General features: G+C 62.9%; 13 protein-coding genes. 3 read left to right on the top strand and 10 right to left on the bottom strand.

The genetic code is table 11. The annotated features are described in order from the left end of the window. Positions 1-14 precede the first annotated feature (14 nt). The 3 genes from pdhA to DSHI_RS10990 are packed head-to-tail and all read left to right on the top strand — an operon-like array spanning position 15 to position 3654. Positions 15-1010, top strand: a complete 996-nt coding sequence (pdhA, locus tag DSHI_RS10980; protein WP_012178826.1) for a pyruvate dehydrogenase (acetyl-transferring) E1 component subunit alpha — start codon at positions 15-17, stop codon at positions 1008-1010. 12 nt (positions 1011-1022) lie between these two features. Continuing rightward, on the top strand, positions 1023-2378 hold the full coding sequence (locus tag DSHI_RS10985; RefSeq protein WP_012178827.1) for a pyruvate dehydrogenase complex E1 component subunit beta: 1356 nt from the start codon (positions 1023-1025) through the stop codon (positions 2376-2378). A gap of 13 nt (positions 2379-2391) precedes the next feature. Next, positions 2392-3654, top strand: coding sequence for a pyruvate dehydrogenase complex dihydrolipoamide acetyltransferase (locus tag DSHI_RS10990; RefSeq protein ID WP_012178828.1), 1263 nt, complete (start codon positions 2392-2394; stop codon positions 3652-3654). 14 nt (positions 3655-3668) lie between these two features. Here the strand turns inward: DSHI_RS10990 and cysE are convergent, their stop codons facing one another. From cysE to DSHI_RS11045, 10 genes are all read right to left on the bottom strand, one after another. After that, positions 3669-4478, bottom strand: coding sequence for a serine O-acetyltransferase (gene cysE, locus DSHI_RS10995; RefSeq protein ID WP_012178829.1), 810 nt, complete (start codon positions 4476-4478; stop codon positions 3669-3671). A 367-nt stretch (positions 4479-4845) separates the two neighbouring features. Then, positions 4846-5553 carry a DUF2793 domain-containing protein gene (locus DSHI_RS11005; RefSeq protein ID WP_012178830.1) on the bottom strand — a complete coding sequence of 236 codons (708 nt, stop codon included), beginning with the start codon at positions 5551-5553 and terminating at the stop codon, positions 4846-4848. After that, a complete protein-coding gene (locus DSHI_RS11010; protein WP_012178831.1) occupies positions 5546-9463 on the bottom strand; it encodes a baseplate multidomain protein megatron in 3918 nt (1305 codons plus the stop codon). Before DSHI_RS11010 ends, DSHI_RS11005 begins: the two co-directional genes overlap by 8 nt. Before the next feature lie 3 nt (positions 9464-9466). Next, positions 9467-9907 (bottom strand): NlpC/P60 family protein, encoded by a 441-nt coding sequence (locus tag DSHI_RS11015; RefSeq protein WP_012178832.1) that lies wholly within the window; start codon positions 9905-9907, stop codon positions 9467-9469. Beyond that, complete coding sequence (locus DSHI_RS11020) at positions 9904-10794, bottom strand: DUF2163 domain-containing protein (protein WP_012178833.1); 891 nt, start codon at positions 10792-10794, stop codon at positions 9904-9906. Before DSHI_RS11020 ends, DSHI_RS11015 begins: the two co-directional genes overlap by 4 nt. Next, on the bottom strand, positions 10791-11423 hold the full coding sequence (locus DSHI_RS11025; protein ID WP_012178834.1) for a DUF2460 domain-containing protein: 633 nt from the start codon (positions 11421-11423) through the stop codon (positions 10791-10793). Before DSHI_RS11025 ends, DSHI_RS11020 begins: the two co-directional genes overlap by 4 nt. 13 nt (positions 11424-11436) lie before the next feature. Then, positions 11437-12105: a phage tail tape measure protein gene (locus DSHI_RS11030; RefSeq protein ID WP_012178835.1), complete on the bottom strand. Its 669-nt coding sequence runs from the start codon at positions 12103-12105 to the stop codon at positions 11437-11439. Continuing rightward, positions 12089-12304 carry a rcc01693 family protein gene (locus DSHI_RS11035; protein WP_012178836.1) on the bottom strand — a complete coding sequence of 72 codons (216 nt, stop codon included), beginning with the start codon at positions 12302-12304 and terminating at the stop codon, positions 12089-12091. The genes DSHI_RS11030 and DSHI_RS11035 overlap by 17 nt, the downstream gene beginning before the upstream one ends. After that, on the bottom strand, positions 12301-12630 hold the full coding sequence (locus tag DSHI_RS11040; RefSeq protein WP_012178837.1) for a gene transfer agent family protein: 330 nt from the start codon (positions 12628-12630) through the stop codon (positions 12301-12303). Before DSHI_RS11040 ends, DSHI_RS11035 begins: the two co-directional genes overlap by 4 nt. A gap of 5 nt (positions 12631-12635) precedes the next feature. Beyond that, positions 12636-13049 (bottom strand): phage major tail protein, TP901-1 family, encoded by a 414-nt coding sequence (locus DSHI_RS11045; protein WP_012178838.1) that lies wholly within the window; start codon positions 13047-13049, stop codon positions 12636-12638. Between the last annotated feature and the right edge of the window lie 13 nt (positions 13050-13062).

A 13062-nucleotide genomic window follows, 5' to 3' on the forward strand; every position in this document is an offset into this window, starting at 1 on the left:
TGGGAGGGCCGACCATGGCAGCACGCCGCTCCACGAAGAAACCCAACGTCTCGAAAGAGGACCTGATGTCCTACTATCGGGAGATGCTGCTGATCCGCAGGTTCGAGGAAAAGGCAGGCCAGCTCTACGGGATGGGTCTGATCGGAGGCTTCTGTCACCTTTACATCGGCCAGGAAGCGGTGGTCGTCGGCCTCGAAGCCGCCGCCGAAGACGGCGACAAGCGCGTCACGAGCTACCGGGACCACGGCCACATGCTGGCCTGCGGGATGGACCCCAAGGGTGTGATGGCCGAACTGACCGGACGCGAGGGGGGCTACTCCAAGGGCAAGGGCGGCTCGATGCACATGTTCTCGAAGGAGAAGCACTTCTATGGCGGGCACGGTATCGTCGGTGCGCAGGTGCCAATCGGCGCTGGGCTAGCGTTTTCGGACAAGTACAGGGGCAATGATCGTGTGACCTTCGCCTATTTCGGCGACGGTGCCGCGAACCAGGGGCAGGTCTACGAAACCTACAACATGGCAGAGTTGTGGATGCTGCCGGTGGTCTTCGTGATCGAGAACAACCAGTACGCGATGGGAACCTCCGTGGCGCGCTCAACCAAGTCACCATCTCTTTGGGAACGGGGCGCGGCCTATGGTATCCCCGGGGAAGAGGTCGACGGCATGGACGTTCTGGCGGTGAAGGCTGCCGGCGAGAAGGCGGTTGCCCACTGTCGCGCAGGCAAGGGCCCCTACATCCTCGAGGTCAAGACATATCGCTACCGAGGGCATTCCATGTCTGATCCCGCGAAGTACCGCACCCGTGAAGAAGTCCAGAAAGTGCGCGAGCAACGCGATGCCATCGAGCATGTGCGCGAGATGCTCCTGAGCGGCAATCATGCGAGTGAAGATGAGTTGAAGGCAATAGACAAGGAGATCAAGGCCGTGGTCAACGAGGCGGCGGAATTCTCCCGCGAGAGCCCTGAGCCGGCCCTGTCCGAGCTCTGGACCGACATTTACGCCGAAGCTTGAGGGGAGACGACCATGGCCACAGAAATTCTCATGCCCGCCTTGTCTCCGACCATGGAGGAAGGCACGCTGGCGAAATGGTTCGTGAAGGAAGGCGACAGCGTTTCCTCAGGGGACATCCTCGCCGAGATTGAAACCGACAAGGCGACCATGGAGTTCGAAGCGGTCGATGAAGGGATCATCGGCAAGATCCTGGTCGAAAGCGGCACGGATGGTGTCGCCGTGAACACCGCGATTGCCGTGCTGATCCAGGATGGCGAAACCCTCAGCGACACGGTCGCCGCAGCGCCTTCGGATGAGGCGACCGATCAACAGCCCGCGCCTGCCGCGCCGGTGACCCCGGCAAGAATCGTCATCCCGGACGAGCCGGATTTGCCCCCGGGCACGCAGATGAAATCCATGACCGTGCGCGAAGCTCTGCGCGACGCCATGGCCGAGGAAATGCGCCGGAACGAGAACGTATTCCTGATGGGCGAAGAGGTGGCCGAATATCAGGGCGCCTACAAAATCAGCCAAGGTTTGCTGGACGAATTCGGCTCCAAGCGGGTGATCGACACGCCGATTACCGAACACGGCTTCGCGGGACTTGCGGTGGGAGCTGCATTTGGAGGGCTCAACCCGATCGTGGAGTTCATGACCTTCAACTTCGCGATGCAGGCGATCGACCAGATCATAAACTCCGCGGCCAAGACCCTTTACATGTCCGGCGGCCAGATGGGCTGCCCCATCGTGTTCCGCGGCCCCAATGGCGCGGCCGCGCGCGTCGCCGCACAACACAGCCAGGACTCCGCCGCATGGTATGCGCATATTCCGGGGCTGAAGGTGGCGATGCCCTACTCCGCCTCCGACGCGAAAGGCCTGCTGAAATCCGCCATACGCGATCCGAACCCGGTGATCTTCCTGGAGAACGAAATCCTCTACGGCCGCAGTTTCGAAGTGCCCATGATCGACGACTACACAGTGCCCTTTGGCAAGGCGCGGATCTGGCGCGAAGGGCGCGATGTCACCATCGTCAGCTTCGGGATCGGCATGACCTACGCGCTCGAAGCCGCGGATCGGTTGGCCAAGGATGGCATCAGCGCGGAAGTGGTCGATCTGCGGACCCTCCGGCCGCTCGATACCGAAACCGTGATCGCATCGGTGCAGAAAACCAACCGTTGCGTGACTGTCGAGGAAGGCTTCCCGGTGGCCTCCATCGGAAACCACATCTCGGCCGTTTTGATGCAGGAAGCGTTCGACTATCTCGATGCGCCCGTGATCAACCTGACCGGCAAGGATGTCCCGATGCCCTATGCCGCAAACCTCGAAAAACTGGCCCTTGTGACGACCGATGAAGTGATTGAGGCCGTTCACAAGGTTACGTACCGCTGAGGGAGGGGTAGGGATGGCTACCGAGATTCTGATGCCTGCGCTGTCTCCGACCATGGAGGAAGGCACGCTCGCGAAATGGATGGTCAAGGAAGGCGACAGCGTCTCGTCCGGAGACCTGCTCGCCGAAATCGAGACCGACAAGGCCACGATGGAGTTCGAGGCTGTTGATGATGGCATCATCGGCAAGATCCTCGTTGCTGCGGGCACGGACGATGTGAAGGTCAACACGCTCATCGCGATCCTGCTCGAAGAGGGCGAGGAGCTCGGCGCGGAGAAGCCTGCGGAGCAACCGCCGGAGCCCGCCTCCGTCCAACAAGAGGCCGCCCCGCAAGAGACTGCCAAAGCACCGCCGCCAAAAACCGGAGATCGTGTGTTCGCCAGCCCCCTCGCCCGGCGCCTGGCAAAACAGAAAGGTCTGGACCTTTCCGAGATCCGGGGCTCAGGTCCGCATGGCCGCATCGTGAAGGCAGATGTAGATGCCGCAGAACAGCCGGCTGCCGTTCCGGAACAGGCTGCCGCACCCCAAACCCGCCAGCCAGAGGGTCCGAAATCGGCTTCGTCCGTAGCATCGATCTTCGCGGATCGTCCCTTCACCGAAGTTTCGCTCGATGGCATGCGAAAGACCATCGCCGCGCGCCTGACGGAGGCCAAACAGACGATCCCGCATTTCTACCTGCGCAGAGCGGCCAATCTTGATGCCCTGCTGACTTTCCGAACCGAGTTGAATGCGCAACTCGCGCCCAGCGGCAAGAAACTGAGCGTCAATGATTTCGTGATAAAGGCCTGTGCCCGAGCACTGCAGAGCGTGCCCCACGCCAATGCTGTCTGGGCAGAGGACCGCATCCTGCAGATGCAGAGGTCCGATGTCGCGGTTGCAGTGGCGATCGAGGGCGGCCTGTTCACGCCCGTGATCAAGGATGCGGATCAAAAGTCGATTTCCGCCCTTTCAGAGGAAATGAAAGACCTCGCAGCCCGCGCGCGCGAGCGCAAACTTGCGCCGAGTGAATATGTCGGCGGTACCTTCGCCATTTCCAATCTCGGCATGTTCGGAATCGAGAATTTCGACGCGGTGATCAACCCACCCCACGGGGCCATTCTCGCCGTGGGGGCAGGTGTCAAAAAGCCGACCGTCGACGCGGATGGGGCTGTAACAGTTGCGACGCAGATGTCCATGACGCTGTCGGTGGACCACCGCGTCATCGACGGCTCGGTTGGCGCCGCACTTCTGGCAGAGATCGTATCAGGCCTCGAAAACCCGCTTCTTCTTCTGGCATAGGCGCGTTTTACGCTTCAGATGGATTCTGACAGAAGCTGATCCATGGTGACCGAGGGCTGCGCGCAACCAGCCTCCCCAACGATCTTGGCCGGAACGCCCGCAACAGTCTTGCAGGGCGGCACGTCACTCAGAACCACAGAGCCCGCCGCGATGCGGGAACAGTGACCGATCGTGATATTGCCCAACACATGCGCGCCGGCCCCGATCAGAACGCCATCGCCGATTTTCGGGTGACGATCATCATCTTCCTTGCCGGTCCCGCCCAGGGTCACGGAATGCAGCATGGAGACATTGTCTCCCACCACGGCCGTCTCCCCTATCACGATCGAATGGGCATGGTCGATCATGATCCCCTGCCCGATCTTCGCAGCGGGATGGATATCGACACCGAACACTTCGCTGACCCGCATCTGCACGAAATACGCAAGGTCATGCCGCCCTTGGCTGTAAAGCCAATGCCCCACGCGATAAGCTTGAACCGCCTGGAAACCCTTGAAGTACAACAAAGGTTGCATCAAGCGATGGCACGCCGGATCCCGCTCGTAAACAGCAACCAGGTCAGCACGCGCCGCAACCCCAAGTGTTGCATCCGATGCAAACGCGTCATCGACGAGTTGGCGCAGCGTTTGGGCAGACATCTCCGGCGACGAAAGCTTCAGTGTAATCCTGTAGGCCAGAGCCGCCTCAAACGTTGCATGATGCAAGATGCTTGAATGGACAAGCCCTCCCAGCAGTTGCTCGTCCGCCACGGCCAGACGGGCTTCTTCACCGATCCGGTGCCAGACCGGATCAACTGCTTTCAGCGATTTCGACGCTTTGCCCATCCCGTGAACTCCAATACTCTGTGCAAAACAGGTAAGGAATTCGAGGCCACCTCGCAAGTCGTCTATCGGTTCGGAGCGCCGCCTCTCTGCGCCTGAAGACCGCGCCACGCACGCAACGCACTGAATACGCTGCAAAACTCCGCGCTCAACTCAGACACGACGTCGCGCGACATATCGCAAGCACTGGGTGCGGGCGGGAGCACCGGTTGATACTCCCGCGCCTTCCGCCCGCCCAGACGCTTGGCGATCTTGTGATGGACATGCGCCGCAGAAAACAGCTCGAGGCAAAACCGTTCTTGGTCTTCGTACGGGATCGACACCAAGGATCGTGCAAGTGTCACGACCTCCTCAAGACCGAGCCGCTGCATCACACAAGGTCTGGAATGTCGATCTGAAGCATGTGGATCACGAACCGCACCGCACCGCCCGAAAACGCGCCATTCTCGGGCGTCAGGATCAGTGGCGTGTCCGCGTAGTAAGCCAAGGGCGCGCCGGTCAGCCCCCGCACGAAGGAATTGTGCGCCGTTCCAAACCCGGATCCGTAGCGATTGTCGGAGCCTCCCGCACCAAGCCGCCAGGATGTCAAATTGCCTGTGATTTCATCTGACACGCGCGCGGTGACACCAATCACCGAGGACTGCGCAGGGATAACGACCGTGGTGTCCTGAGCACCACCACTCTGGACAGTATGCTCGAATTCGATCGCCTCGAATCTCGGCCCGGCACCGGCCGCTCCTGGGCCGACGGACACCCAGCCGCTGCCATCGAAAACGCAAAGCGCGCCGAGTTCGACCACCCACGCCTGCCAGCCCGGTCGCGGCGTGATCGTAACCCAACCGCCATTGCTCCGCAGCGCGAGCTTGCCAGGCAAGGCTTGCCAGGGAGGCTGCGCACCCTGCGGCACCGCGTACACCTCCCCATCCTCTGCATCATTGGGTGGCACGGTTTCGGACAGCGACTGCAAAACAAGCTGCGAGACCGCGTCGAGCCGCAGCAAGCTCTCATTCACCGTTACGTGCTTCTGCGCCTGCGCCGCCTCGACGAAGGGCAGTTCGATATTGGGGCTGTTAGCCATAGAAGATAGTCCTTCCGAAAGAGCCTGGACCAAACCGGTCGGAAATCTGTGCAACTTCGAGAATGGCCCCGGCTGGCGCGCCATCCTCCGCATACATCTCCGCGGTGTAGTCCCAAACTGTCTGAGTTACCGTGACCTCACGCAAAAGCGTCTCATCGAGGGCACGCACACGCACCAAGTAACGTTCCGTCGACTCGCCGAGGGGTATCTCTTCCAGGTCCCAGCGGTCCCCATCAATCCGTGCGCGCCTGACAAAACTCACCCGGACGCCATCCGCCGAATACCGAGCCGTAACATGCACCGGCGCATAAGGTCGAAGACCAATGCCCGAAAACGCTTCGGACACGTGGATGAAGGTCGGGTCATCTATGGGGCGTTGCGCCGGCCCGATCCGGTAGTGCCTCGGCAAACCGACGGCCTGGGATGCCAAGTTCACCTGCTCCACCGCGCCATTGATCAAGACAACGTAGCTGCCGGTCGGCCAGATATCGGCCATGTCCGTCTCGGTCCCCAGTTGCCCGCGCAAGCGGTTCGACAACTCGAAAGTGTCAGCTGCGACAAGCTCGGCGGTCTGGAACTGGAACAACTCCCAACCTGAGGCAGAGCCCGACCCGATGGCCACCAGATTTGCGCCGCGCAGAACCGCTTCTGTGTCAACCGAGTTGAACTGACCGGAGGTGAGCCTGACCCGAAGCGGCGCCCCAAGGTCCCATATCCCCGGCCGCGCCCGCGGAAGATCCGTCTCCGTGACCCCGAGGGTCGCGGGTGATCCAACGAACTTCTCGAGTTCGTACCCTGCGTCCTCCGCTGAACTGTACACCGCAACACTGCCTGGCCAGGGCCGCGCCGTCACGGCGAGATGAGGCGCATGGGGCACCTCGTCCCCCGTGATGAGGGGCAGATCCAGAAAGACCGGGAAAACCGGAACGGGCGGCGAGAAGGGCTTGACCGGAGGAAGCTCCTCCACCGCGTCGCTCGCCGTGTAGACCGTGTCCGAAACCCGAACCGCATCTATGCTACGCTGCAGGCCTTCTTCGATCCGATCCACCCGAAACAGAGCCGAACCCCCCGATCCATGGGGAAGCTGGAGGGTTTCTCCGGCTTTGATATCCGACCGCGACGGCGGCAAGGCAAACCGCGCGGTCTCTCTTGCAACACGCGATTCCGCCAACCACCGTTCGACGATGGCCTTACCCTCCGAGTAGGTCAGGCTGATCGGAAAGCTGGACTGCGACACGATGTTGGATGTCTCATCCGGGAAGAGCGCCTCCGCAGACCGGGTGGCATAGTCCCCGCCCTCTTCGATGTACCGCAGCTGAACACGCCCGGACAATTCCGCATTGGGCGCGCGCGTCAGTTGCAATACCCCTTCGAGGTCACTGTCCACCGCGAAGAGGTCAGGGTCCACCTCGGTCGCTCTTTCCTGCCTGCGGCTTCGGAACACGAGGGTCCCGTTTCGCTCCACCGCTTCGAAGCCATGCGCCAGCATCAGGGGTTGCAGGGATGCACGGGCTGACGAGATGTTGTCCACGACGTAGCCACGGACCAGACCCGCCAATTCGCTCACATCGACCTCGGTTACTCCAGCCCGCAGGCAGATTTCCCTGACGACTTCCGCCAGCGACTGCGCCGTGATCCGACCGCCGATCCAGTGGCCACGGGCATAGTTCGGCGAATCCGCCCAAAGGACGCCGTTATTCGGGAAATACGGCCAGGGCCGAGCGTCCCAGGCCCAGGCGTGGATACGCTCCGTATCCAGCATCCGCCCCTCATACAGATCGGAACTCGGGTTGTTGTCAGGGTCCGTCCAGTAGCCCAGCGTGGCGTCGTAGTAGGCCTGTTGGATCAGATCATCGCGTCGACCATCCGAGAACCATGGCAACGCGGACTCCGACGAACGAATGTCCACGAACTTGTTGGGCTGGTTCGTAGCCTTGTCGACCGCCGCACAGCCAACTTCCGTGAACCAGATCGGCTTGCTGCCCGGCACCCAAGGGCTATGCTGCGCTTGGCGTTCGCCATTGATCCGGTCATGGTGATGGTTCGACCACCACCCAACCAGATCCTTGTAGCGGAACACCCAAGGCTCCCCGGCCAGACCGTCTTCGATGGGTGTGCGTATCTGTGCGCGGCGGTCGGACTCGGAGGCATAGAACCAGTCGTACCCTTCCCCTCCGGCAACCCCGTCCCGAAGGTATGCCGCGTTGTAGATCGACCCGGCATCCCCGTCCGCATGATCCAGCCCGTCACGCCAATCGGATAGGGGCATGTAGTTGTCGATCCCGATGAAGTCGATCGCCTCGTCCGCCCAAAGCGGGTCAAGGTGGAAGAACACATCGCCCGAGCCATCCTGAGGATGGTACCCGAAATACTCCGACCAATCGGCGGCATACCCGATCTTGGTCTCGTTCCCCAGGATCGCACGGACGTCCCGCGCCAGATCGCGCAAGGCTTCCACCGCCGGGAAGCTGTTGTCGGCTCCACGAATTTGCGTCAGGGCCCGCATCTCCGACCCGATGCAGAATGCATCGACACCACCCGCCGCCGCGCACAGCCGCGCATAGTGGAGAATGAAGTGCCGGTACTTCCAATCCACGCCCGAATTCCACGATACCGAATTGCCCGAGATCGCGATATCGGACGCCGACGCATTCCCGAAAAACCGCGCCACTTCGGTCTCTGCATCCGCGGTACCGTCGGGCGAGCCGTCCTGGCCCGGGGCGAGCGAGCTTGTGATACGCCCGCGCCAAGGCAAGACCGGCTGGCCCGGCTGCCCGGAATAGGGGTTCGGCAAATCATTGCCCGCAAGCTGCTCCATCAGGATAAAGGGATAGAAAACAACGCTCTTGCCCGCGTCTTTCAATGCCAAAATCGCTTCGATGACCGACCGATCGCAGGGCGTACCGCCATAGATCTGCGCGCCATCCACGCGCGGTACTTCCATCAGATCGTCCCGCGCAAAGCTGCCCACGCGATAGGGCATCTGGACCCCTTCGTATCGCTTCTGATCTACCTTCGGGCGTAGCTCGCACTCTCCGCAGCGCAGATCGTTCCCGAACCAACTCACCACCAGCAAGGCCGAATTGCAGTTCGGCAAATCCCGCTGAAGGCTCTGCAACGAGACATCGAAATCGGTCTCGGCCCCGGGCGTGTTGATATTGATCGAGGTGTTGGCACCCGGCCCCGAGGTCCAGTGCACAGGCGTCGTCGCCAGCGCGTATTCCCCCGTCCCCGGGATCATCGCCACACCCGGTATCCGGCTTGCAAGCGGCGGCGCGCCGCCCTCCGGCTGGGCAGGACGGAAGACCTCGAAGCTGAACTGCGGCACCCGGTTGCCATACTGCCCCAGGTCCAGATCCTCGATCACGACATAGGCGGTGCCGCGAAATGCCGGCACGCTGCCTGCACCTTCGACTGCCTCGATCTTGGGGTCCGGCGTCTGATCATGCGCGCCATAGTACACCCGCAGGTTCAGATCACTTTGCGAGATTTCAACGCCATCGGCCCACACCCGGCCCACACTCTGGATCTCGCCTTCACAGAGCGCGATTGCTAGGCTCACGGTATAGGTGAAACTGGTCACCTTCGGCCGCGCCGGTGCGCCCTTGCCGCCCCCGGACGAGGAACTGGTCTCCTTGAACCGGGAGGCCCAGATGACCTGTCCGGCAACGCGCATCTTCCCGAACACCATCGGGATCACATCGCCTTCGCTCGCATTCGAGATCCGGAACCGGTCGATCCGCCCCGTTTCCACCGCGGCCGAGCCGGCTCCCATCAGGCGCTGATCGACGGCACGGCCAATCGTGGCCCCGATGGCCCGTCCGATAACCGTCGCGGACAGCCCGAAAGCCGCCCCGCCGAGCGATGTGCCAATGGCCGCTCCGGCTGCGGATAAAACGATGGTCGCCATGGATTAGTCTCCTACCGGGAAAGCAAAGCGCGCCGCGATCCGCCGCGCCCAGGGCCGGGACAGAGGGCTTTCGATGACCCCATGACCTGAATAGGCATGTATGAAGCAAGGCAGCGGCCCGACCTCGGACTGGATGCCGAGATGCTTGGCCACACCGGACGCGCGCATCCGAAACAGCAGAACATCGCCTACCGCCGCGTCCTCGACCCGCTTTTGCTGCAAGTGTCGCGCCGCGCCGCGCCAGAGGATCTCGTCGCGCTGCGGCTCGGACCAGTCCGGGGTATAAGGCGGAACCGCTTCCGGCTCGTCGCCGAACACCCCGCGCCAGACCCCGCGCACGAGCCCGAGACAATCGGCACCGGCCCCGCGGGCGGATGCCTGGTGCACATAAGGCGTGCCTACCCAGCCACGAGCTTCCGCAACCACGCGGTCTGCACAGCTCATGAGGACAAACTCCCGCCATCGTTCTGACCGCCCCGCGTGGGGTAGCTGACAAGCCAGTCATCGCCCGGAATGAACGGGAAACCCTGGAAATTCTTCACGTTGTTGAACTTGAACCGGCAGGTGGACATCCGCTTGTCACAGCCCGCTTCGAGACGCACGATGTCTCCGGGCTGGACCGATTGACCCAGCGCCTCCCAAACCTCGATTTCTCGCCGATTATCGTACCAGCGGTCGTTCTTGATCAGCGCCTGCAGGCCAGCCGCCTCACCGGTCACCACCTCCAGCCGCCCGCGCTCGAACCAGGTCAGGTCGTAGGCCTCCAGCGGCGCGAACGCGAAGATGCGATTGTCGCTCTGGCTGAGGATCGGCGCTTCTGCCGTGAACTCCGCGGCCGACAGCGCCAACTTGCACGACCGATCCCCGAGCAACGCGGTACAATCGCGCTGGTAGATCCGCCCCTGCGGCTGGTTGAGCATCTCGGCAAGCCCGCGCAACTCCGCACGGAACGCCCCATCCACCTGCTGGAGCTCCCCGAGCGTGCCGCGGAACTGCAGCTTGCGCATATCCGGCTCCACCCAGTTCACCAGCCAGATCTGAACCTCCGCCCCGTCGAAACGGCCAGCCCGAATGTCCACCTCCGAGATCGCCGCGTTGGACAGCGCCCCGATCGCCTCGGAATTGTCGACCGACAACCCCGTGGACTGCTGCAACGCCGAGGCGACAAGACCGCTATCGGCTGCGAACACCACGCCCTCGAAGGACAGATCCCGGTCATGGTCCGTAAAGCCCAGCGTCTTGCCATCCCGGCGCCTCACCAGCCAGCACCGGCACAATGTGGTCAGCCCGCTGGCAAGATGCGCATTCAGCGCCTGTTCACCCGCGCTCATATCCGCAACTCCACCACGGGAACCGAGGGGATATCCCCGGCCTGGAAGGACGCAACCGACGTCCGGATGCGGTCCGTATCGAACCGAACCGGCACGTCGAACTCGAAACCGGCCGTCACCTCCGCCCCGTTCTCCGGAGGGTCCGTAAAGACCAGCTGCCCAGCCACCGTATCCACCTCGAAATGCACAGCTTCGGACAATTGAACACCGTCGATCCCGGCCCGCACCGTTCCGGCGACGGGCTTCGTGATGGTGCGCGCATAGAACTGTGCCCCGGACCGATACCTTTTGATCAACTGAAAGATCCGGGTCTCCCCATCGCCTCTGCCGAGCGCCTGATCTTCGAACGCCACCGTTTCCGAGGGCGCACAACTCTTGAAGTCGGCCCAGTCCTTCCAGCGAAACCCGTACATCTGGCCCTGGCGCGCCTCGAAGAACCCGATCAGCGCCTCGATGTCGTTCAGCGACCGCATCCCCACGCCCGCGTCATAGCGGCGGCGCGACTGGGACCAGGGCGTGTTGCGCTCCTCGAACCCGTTGGCCAGGGTGACGATCTCGGTCCGCCGCTCCGGCCCGCCGGTGGAGCCGAAACTCAGGTTCGCGGGGAACCTCACTTCATGGAATTGCATGATCCTGCCCCTCTCAGCGGTTTCTCTGGCCGAGCGTCAGCGCGCGCCCCATATCCGCGGCCAACTGGCTGCGGGACCGGCGGAAGCTCTCCACATCGGGGGTGGAGATGTTGATCACGACCTGCACCGGCCGCCCACCCCCTGCCCCGTCGGCCCGCACGCCGAGCCGCCCATCGGCACCGCGCGCCAGCGGCATGATCGCCTCCGGCCCGGCCTCGCCCATCAACCCGGTGGCCCCCTTCATCGGGAAAGTCGTGGGCGAGGTGACGACCCCGCCCTTGGCAAACGGCATCACGCGACCCTGCGAAAAGCTGCCCCCATGGGAAAACCCGAACAAACCGGACATCAGCGAATTGACACCCGTCGCCAACGTGTCGCCCACCGCCTTTTGCACCGGCGACATCGCCGTGTTGTAGGCCGCGTCCACCATCGACTGCGCCACCGTCTTGAGCGCGTCGGACAGTTTCAGCCCCTCGAAGGCCAACCCGTCGAACGCGCGACGCAAGCCGCTGCCCACGCTGCTCCCGAGGGAGGCCGCCTCCCGCTCGGTGTAGAGCATGCTGTCGCGCAGGCGGCTCATCTCGGCATCGAACGCCCCGGCAACCGCCGCCGCATCGCCCAGCGTCTGCTCCAGCTCGTTCATCCGGGCATCGAACCCGTCCAACTCATCGTAATCCGACATTCTCGCTGACCTCCGTCGTGTCCGGAAACTCCCGGACGAGTTCTTCCAGACGCGCCCGACCAAGGGGCGCGTCGCCACCGGCTTCCGCACCGAGCAACAGCAGCAGTTCCACCGGGGTGAGTGCCCAGAATTCCTCTGGGCGCAGTTTCAGAGAGCCCAGGCCAAGACGCAGAAGGCCGGGCCAGTCGAACTGGCTCATGGGCCGCTCGCAGTCTCCGGCAGCGCAAAGGCCCGCGCCAGAAGCGTGGCCGCCGCGCGCGCGGCATGGATCGGACCGCCCTCGATATCGGCCTGGGCAAGATCGCCGATCTGGCCGGTCCAGCCCCCCCCGCGCAACCCGGCCTTGAGCAACAGAAGAACGTCGCGCGTGCGGTACTGGCCCGCCTCGAACCGCTCGACCACCGCGACCAGCGACCCCGCCTCCAGCTCATGTTCGAGCTCGGCCAGAACACCCAGGGTCAGTTTCATGGCATAGGTCTGCCCATCCACCGTCAGGGCCACCTCGCCTGCATAAGGGTTCGCCATCGGGATCAGATCGCGTTGAAGGTGATCTGACCCGCCGAAGCGATGGTCATTTCATAGCTGGCCTCGCCATTCTGGCTGCCGGCATACTCGATCGCGGTAATCATGAAGGGCCCCTCCACGATCCCGAAATCCGGGATGATCACCTGGAAGTTCGGCACTTCCCCGTCGAAGAAGATCTGCCGCGCCCGCTCGTCCGTATTCTCGTCGCGGAACACGCCCGACCCCGAGAGCGACGCACTCTTGACCCCGGCACCGCCCAGCAGCTCGCGCCACCCGCCCGCGCTCTCGAGGGAGGTCACATCGACCGTCTCGGTGTTGAAGGTGATCCGCGTGGCCCGAAGACCGGCGATGGTTTCAAACTGACCCGTTCCGGTCATGTCCAGTTTGATCAGAAGGTCTTTGCCTTTTTGCACAGCCATTGGGCTCTCCAAA

This window comes from Dinoroseobacter shibae DFL 12 = DSM 16493 (assembly GCF_000018145.1).
GTDB classification, from domain to species: Bacteria; Pseudomonadota; Alphaproteobacteria; order Rhodobacterales; family Rhodobacteraceae; genus Dinoroseobacter; species Dinoroseobacter shibae.

Coding starts and splice junctions, on each gene's coding strand:
- pdhA (WP_012178826.1), top strand. CDS start 15: ATGGCAGCACGCCGCTCCACGAAGAAACCCAACGTCTCGAAAGAGGAC.
- DSHI_RS10985 (WP_012178827.1), top strand. CDS start 1,023: ATGGCCACAGAAATTCTCATGCCCGCCTTGTCTCCGACCATGGAGGAA.
- DSHI_RS10990 (WP_012178828.1), top strand. CDS start 2,392: ATGGCTACCGAGATTCTGATGCCTGCGCTGTCTCCGACCATGGAGGAA.
- cysE (WP_012178829.1), bottom strand. CDS start 4,478: ATGGGCAAAGCGTCGAAATCGCTGAAAGCAGTTGATCCGGTCTGGCAC.
- DSHI_RS11005 (WP_012178830.1), bottom strand. CDS start 5,553: ATGGCTAACAGCCCCAATATCGAACTGCCCTTCGTCGAGGCGGCGCAG.
- DSHI_RS11010 (WP_012178831.1), bottom strand. CDS start 9,463: ATGGCGACCATCGTTTTATCCGCAGCCGGAGCGGCCATTGGCACATCG.
- DSHI_RS11015 (WP_012178832.1), bottom strand. CDS start 9,907: ATGAGCTGTGCAGACCGCGTGGTTGCGGAAGCTCGTGGCTGGGTAGGC.
- DSHI_RS11020 (WP_012178833.1), bottom strand. CDS start 10,794: ATGAGCGCGGGTGAACAGGCGCTGAATGCGCATCTTGCCAGCGGGCTG.
- DSHI_RS11025 (WP_012178834.1), bottom strand. CDS start 11,423: ATGCAATTCCATGAAGTGAGGTTCCCCGCGAACCTGAGTTTCGGCTCC.
- DSHI_RS11030 (WP_012178835.1), bottom strand. CDS start 12,105: ATGTCGGATTACGATGAGTTGGACGGGTTCGATGCCCGGATGAACGAG.
- DSHI_RS11035 (WP_012178836.1), bottom strand. CDS start 12,304: ATGAGCCAGTTCGACTGGCCCGGCCTTCTGCGTCTTGGCCTGGGCTCT.
- DSHI_RS11040 (WP_012178837.1), bottom strand. CDS start 12,630: ATGGCGAACCCTTATGCAGGCGAGGTGGCCCTGACGGTGGATGGGCAG.
- DSHI_RS11045 (WP_012178838.1), bottom strand. CDS start 13,049: ATGGCTGTGCAAAAAGGCAAAGACCTTCTGATCAAACTGGACATGACC.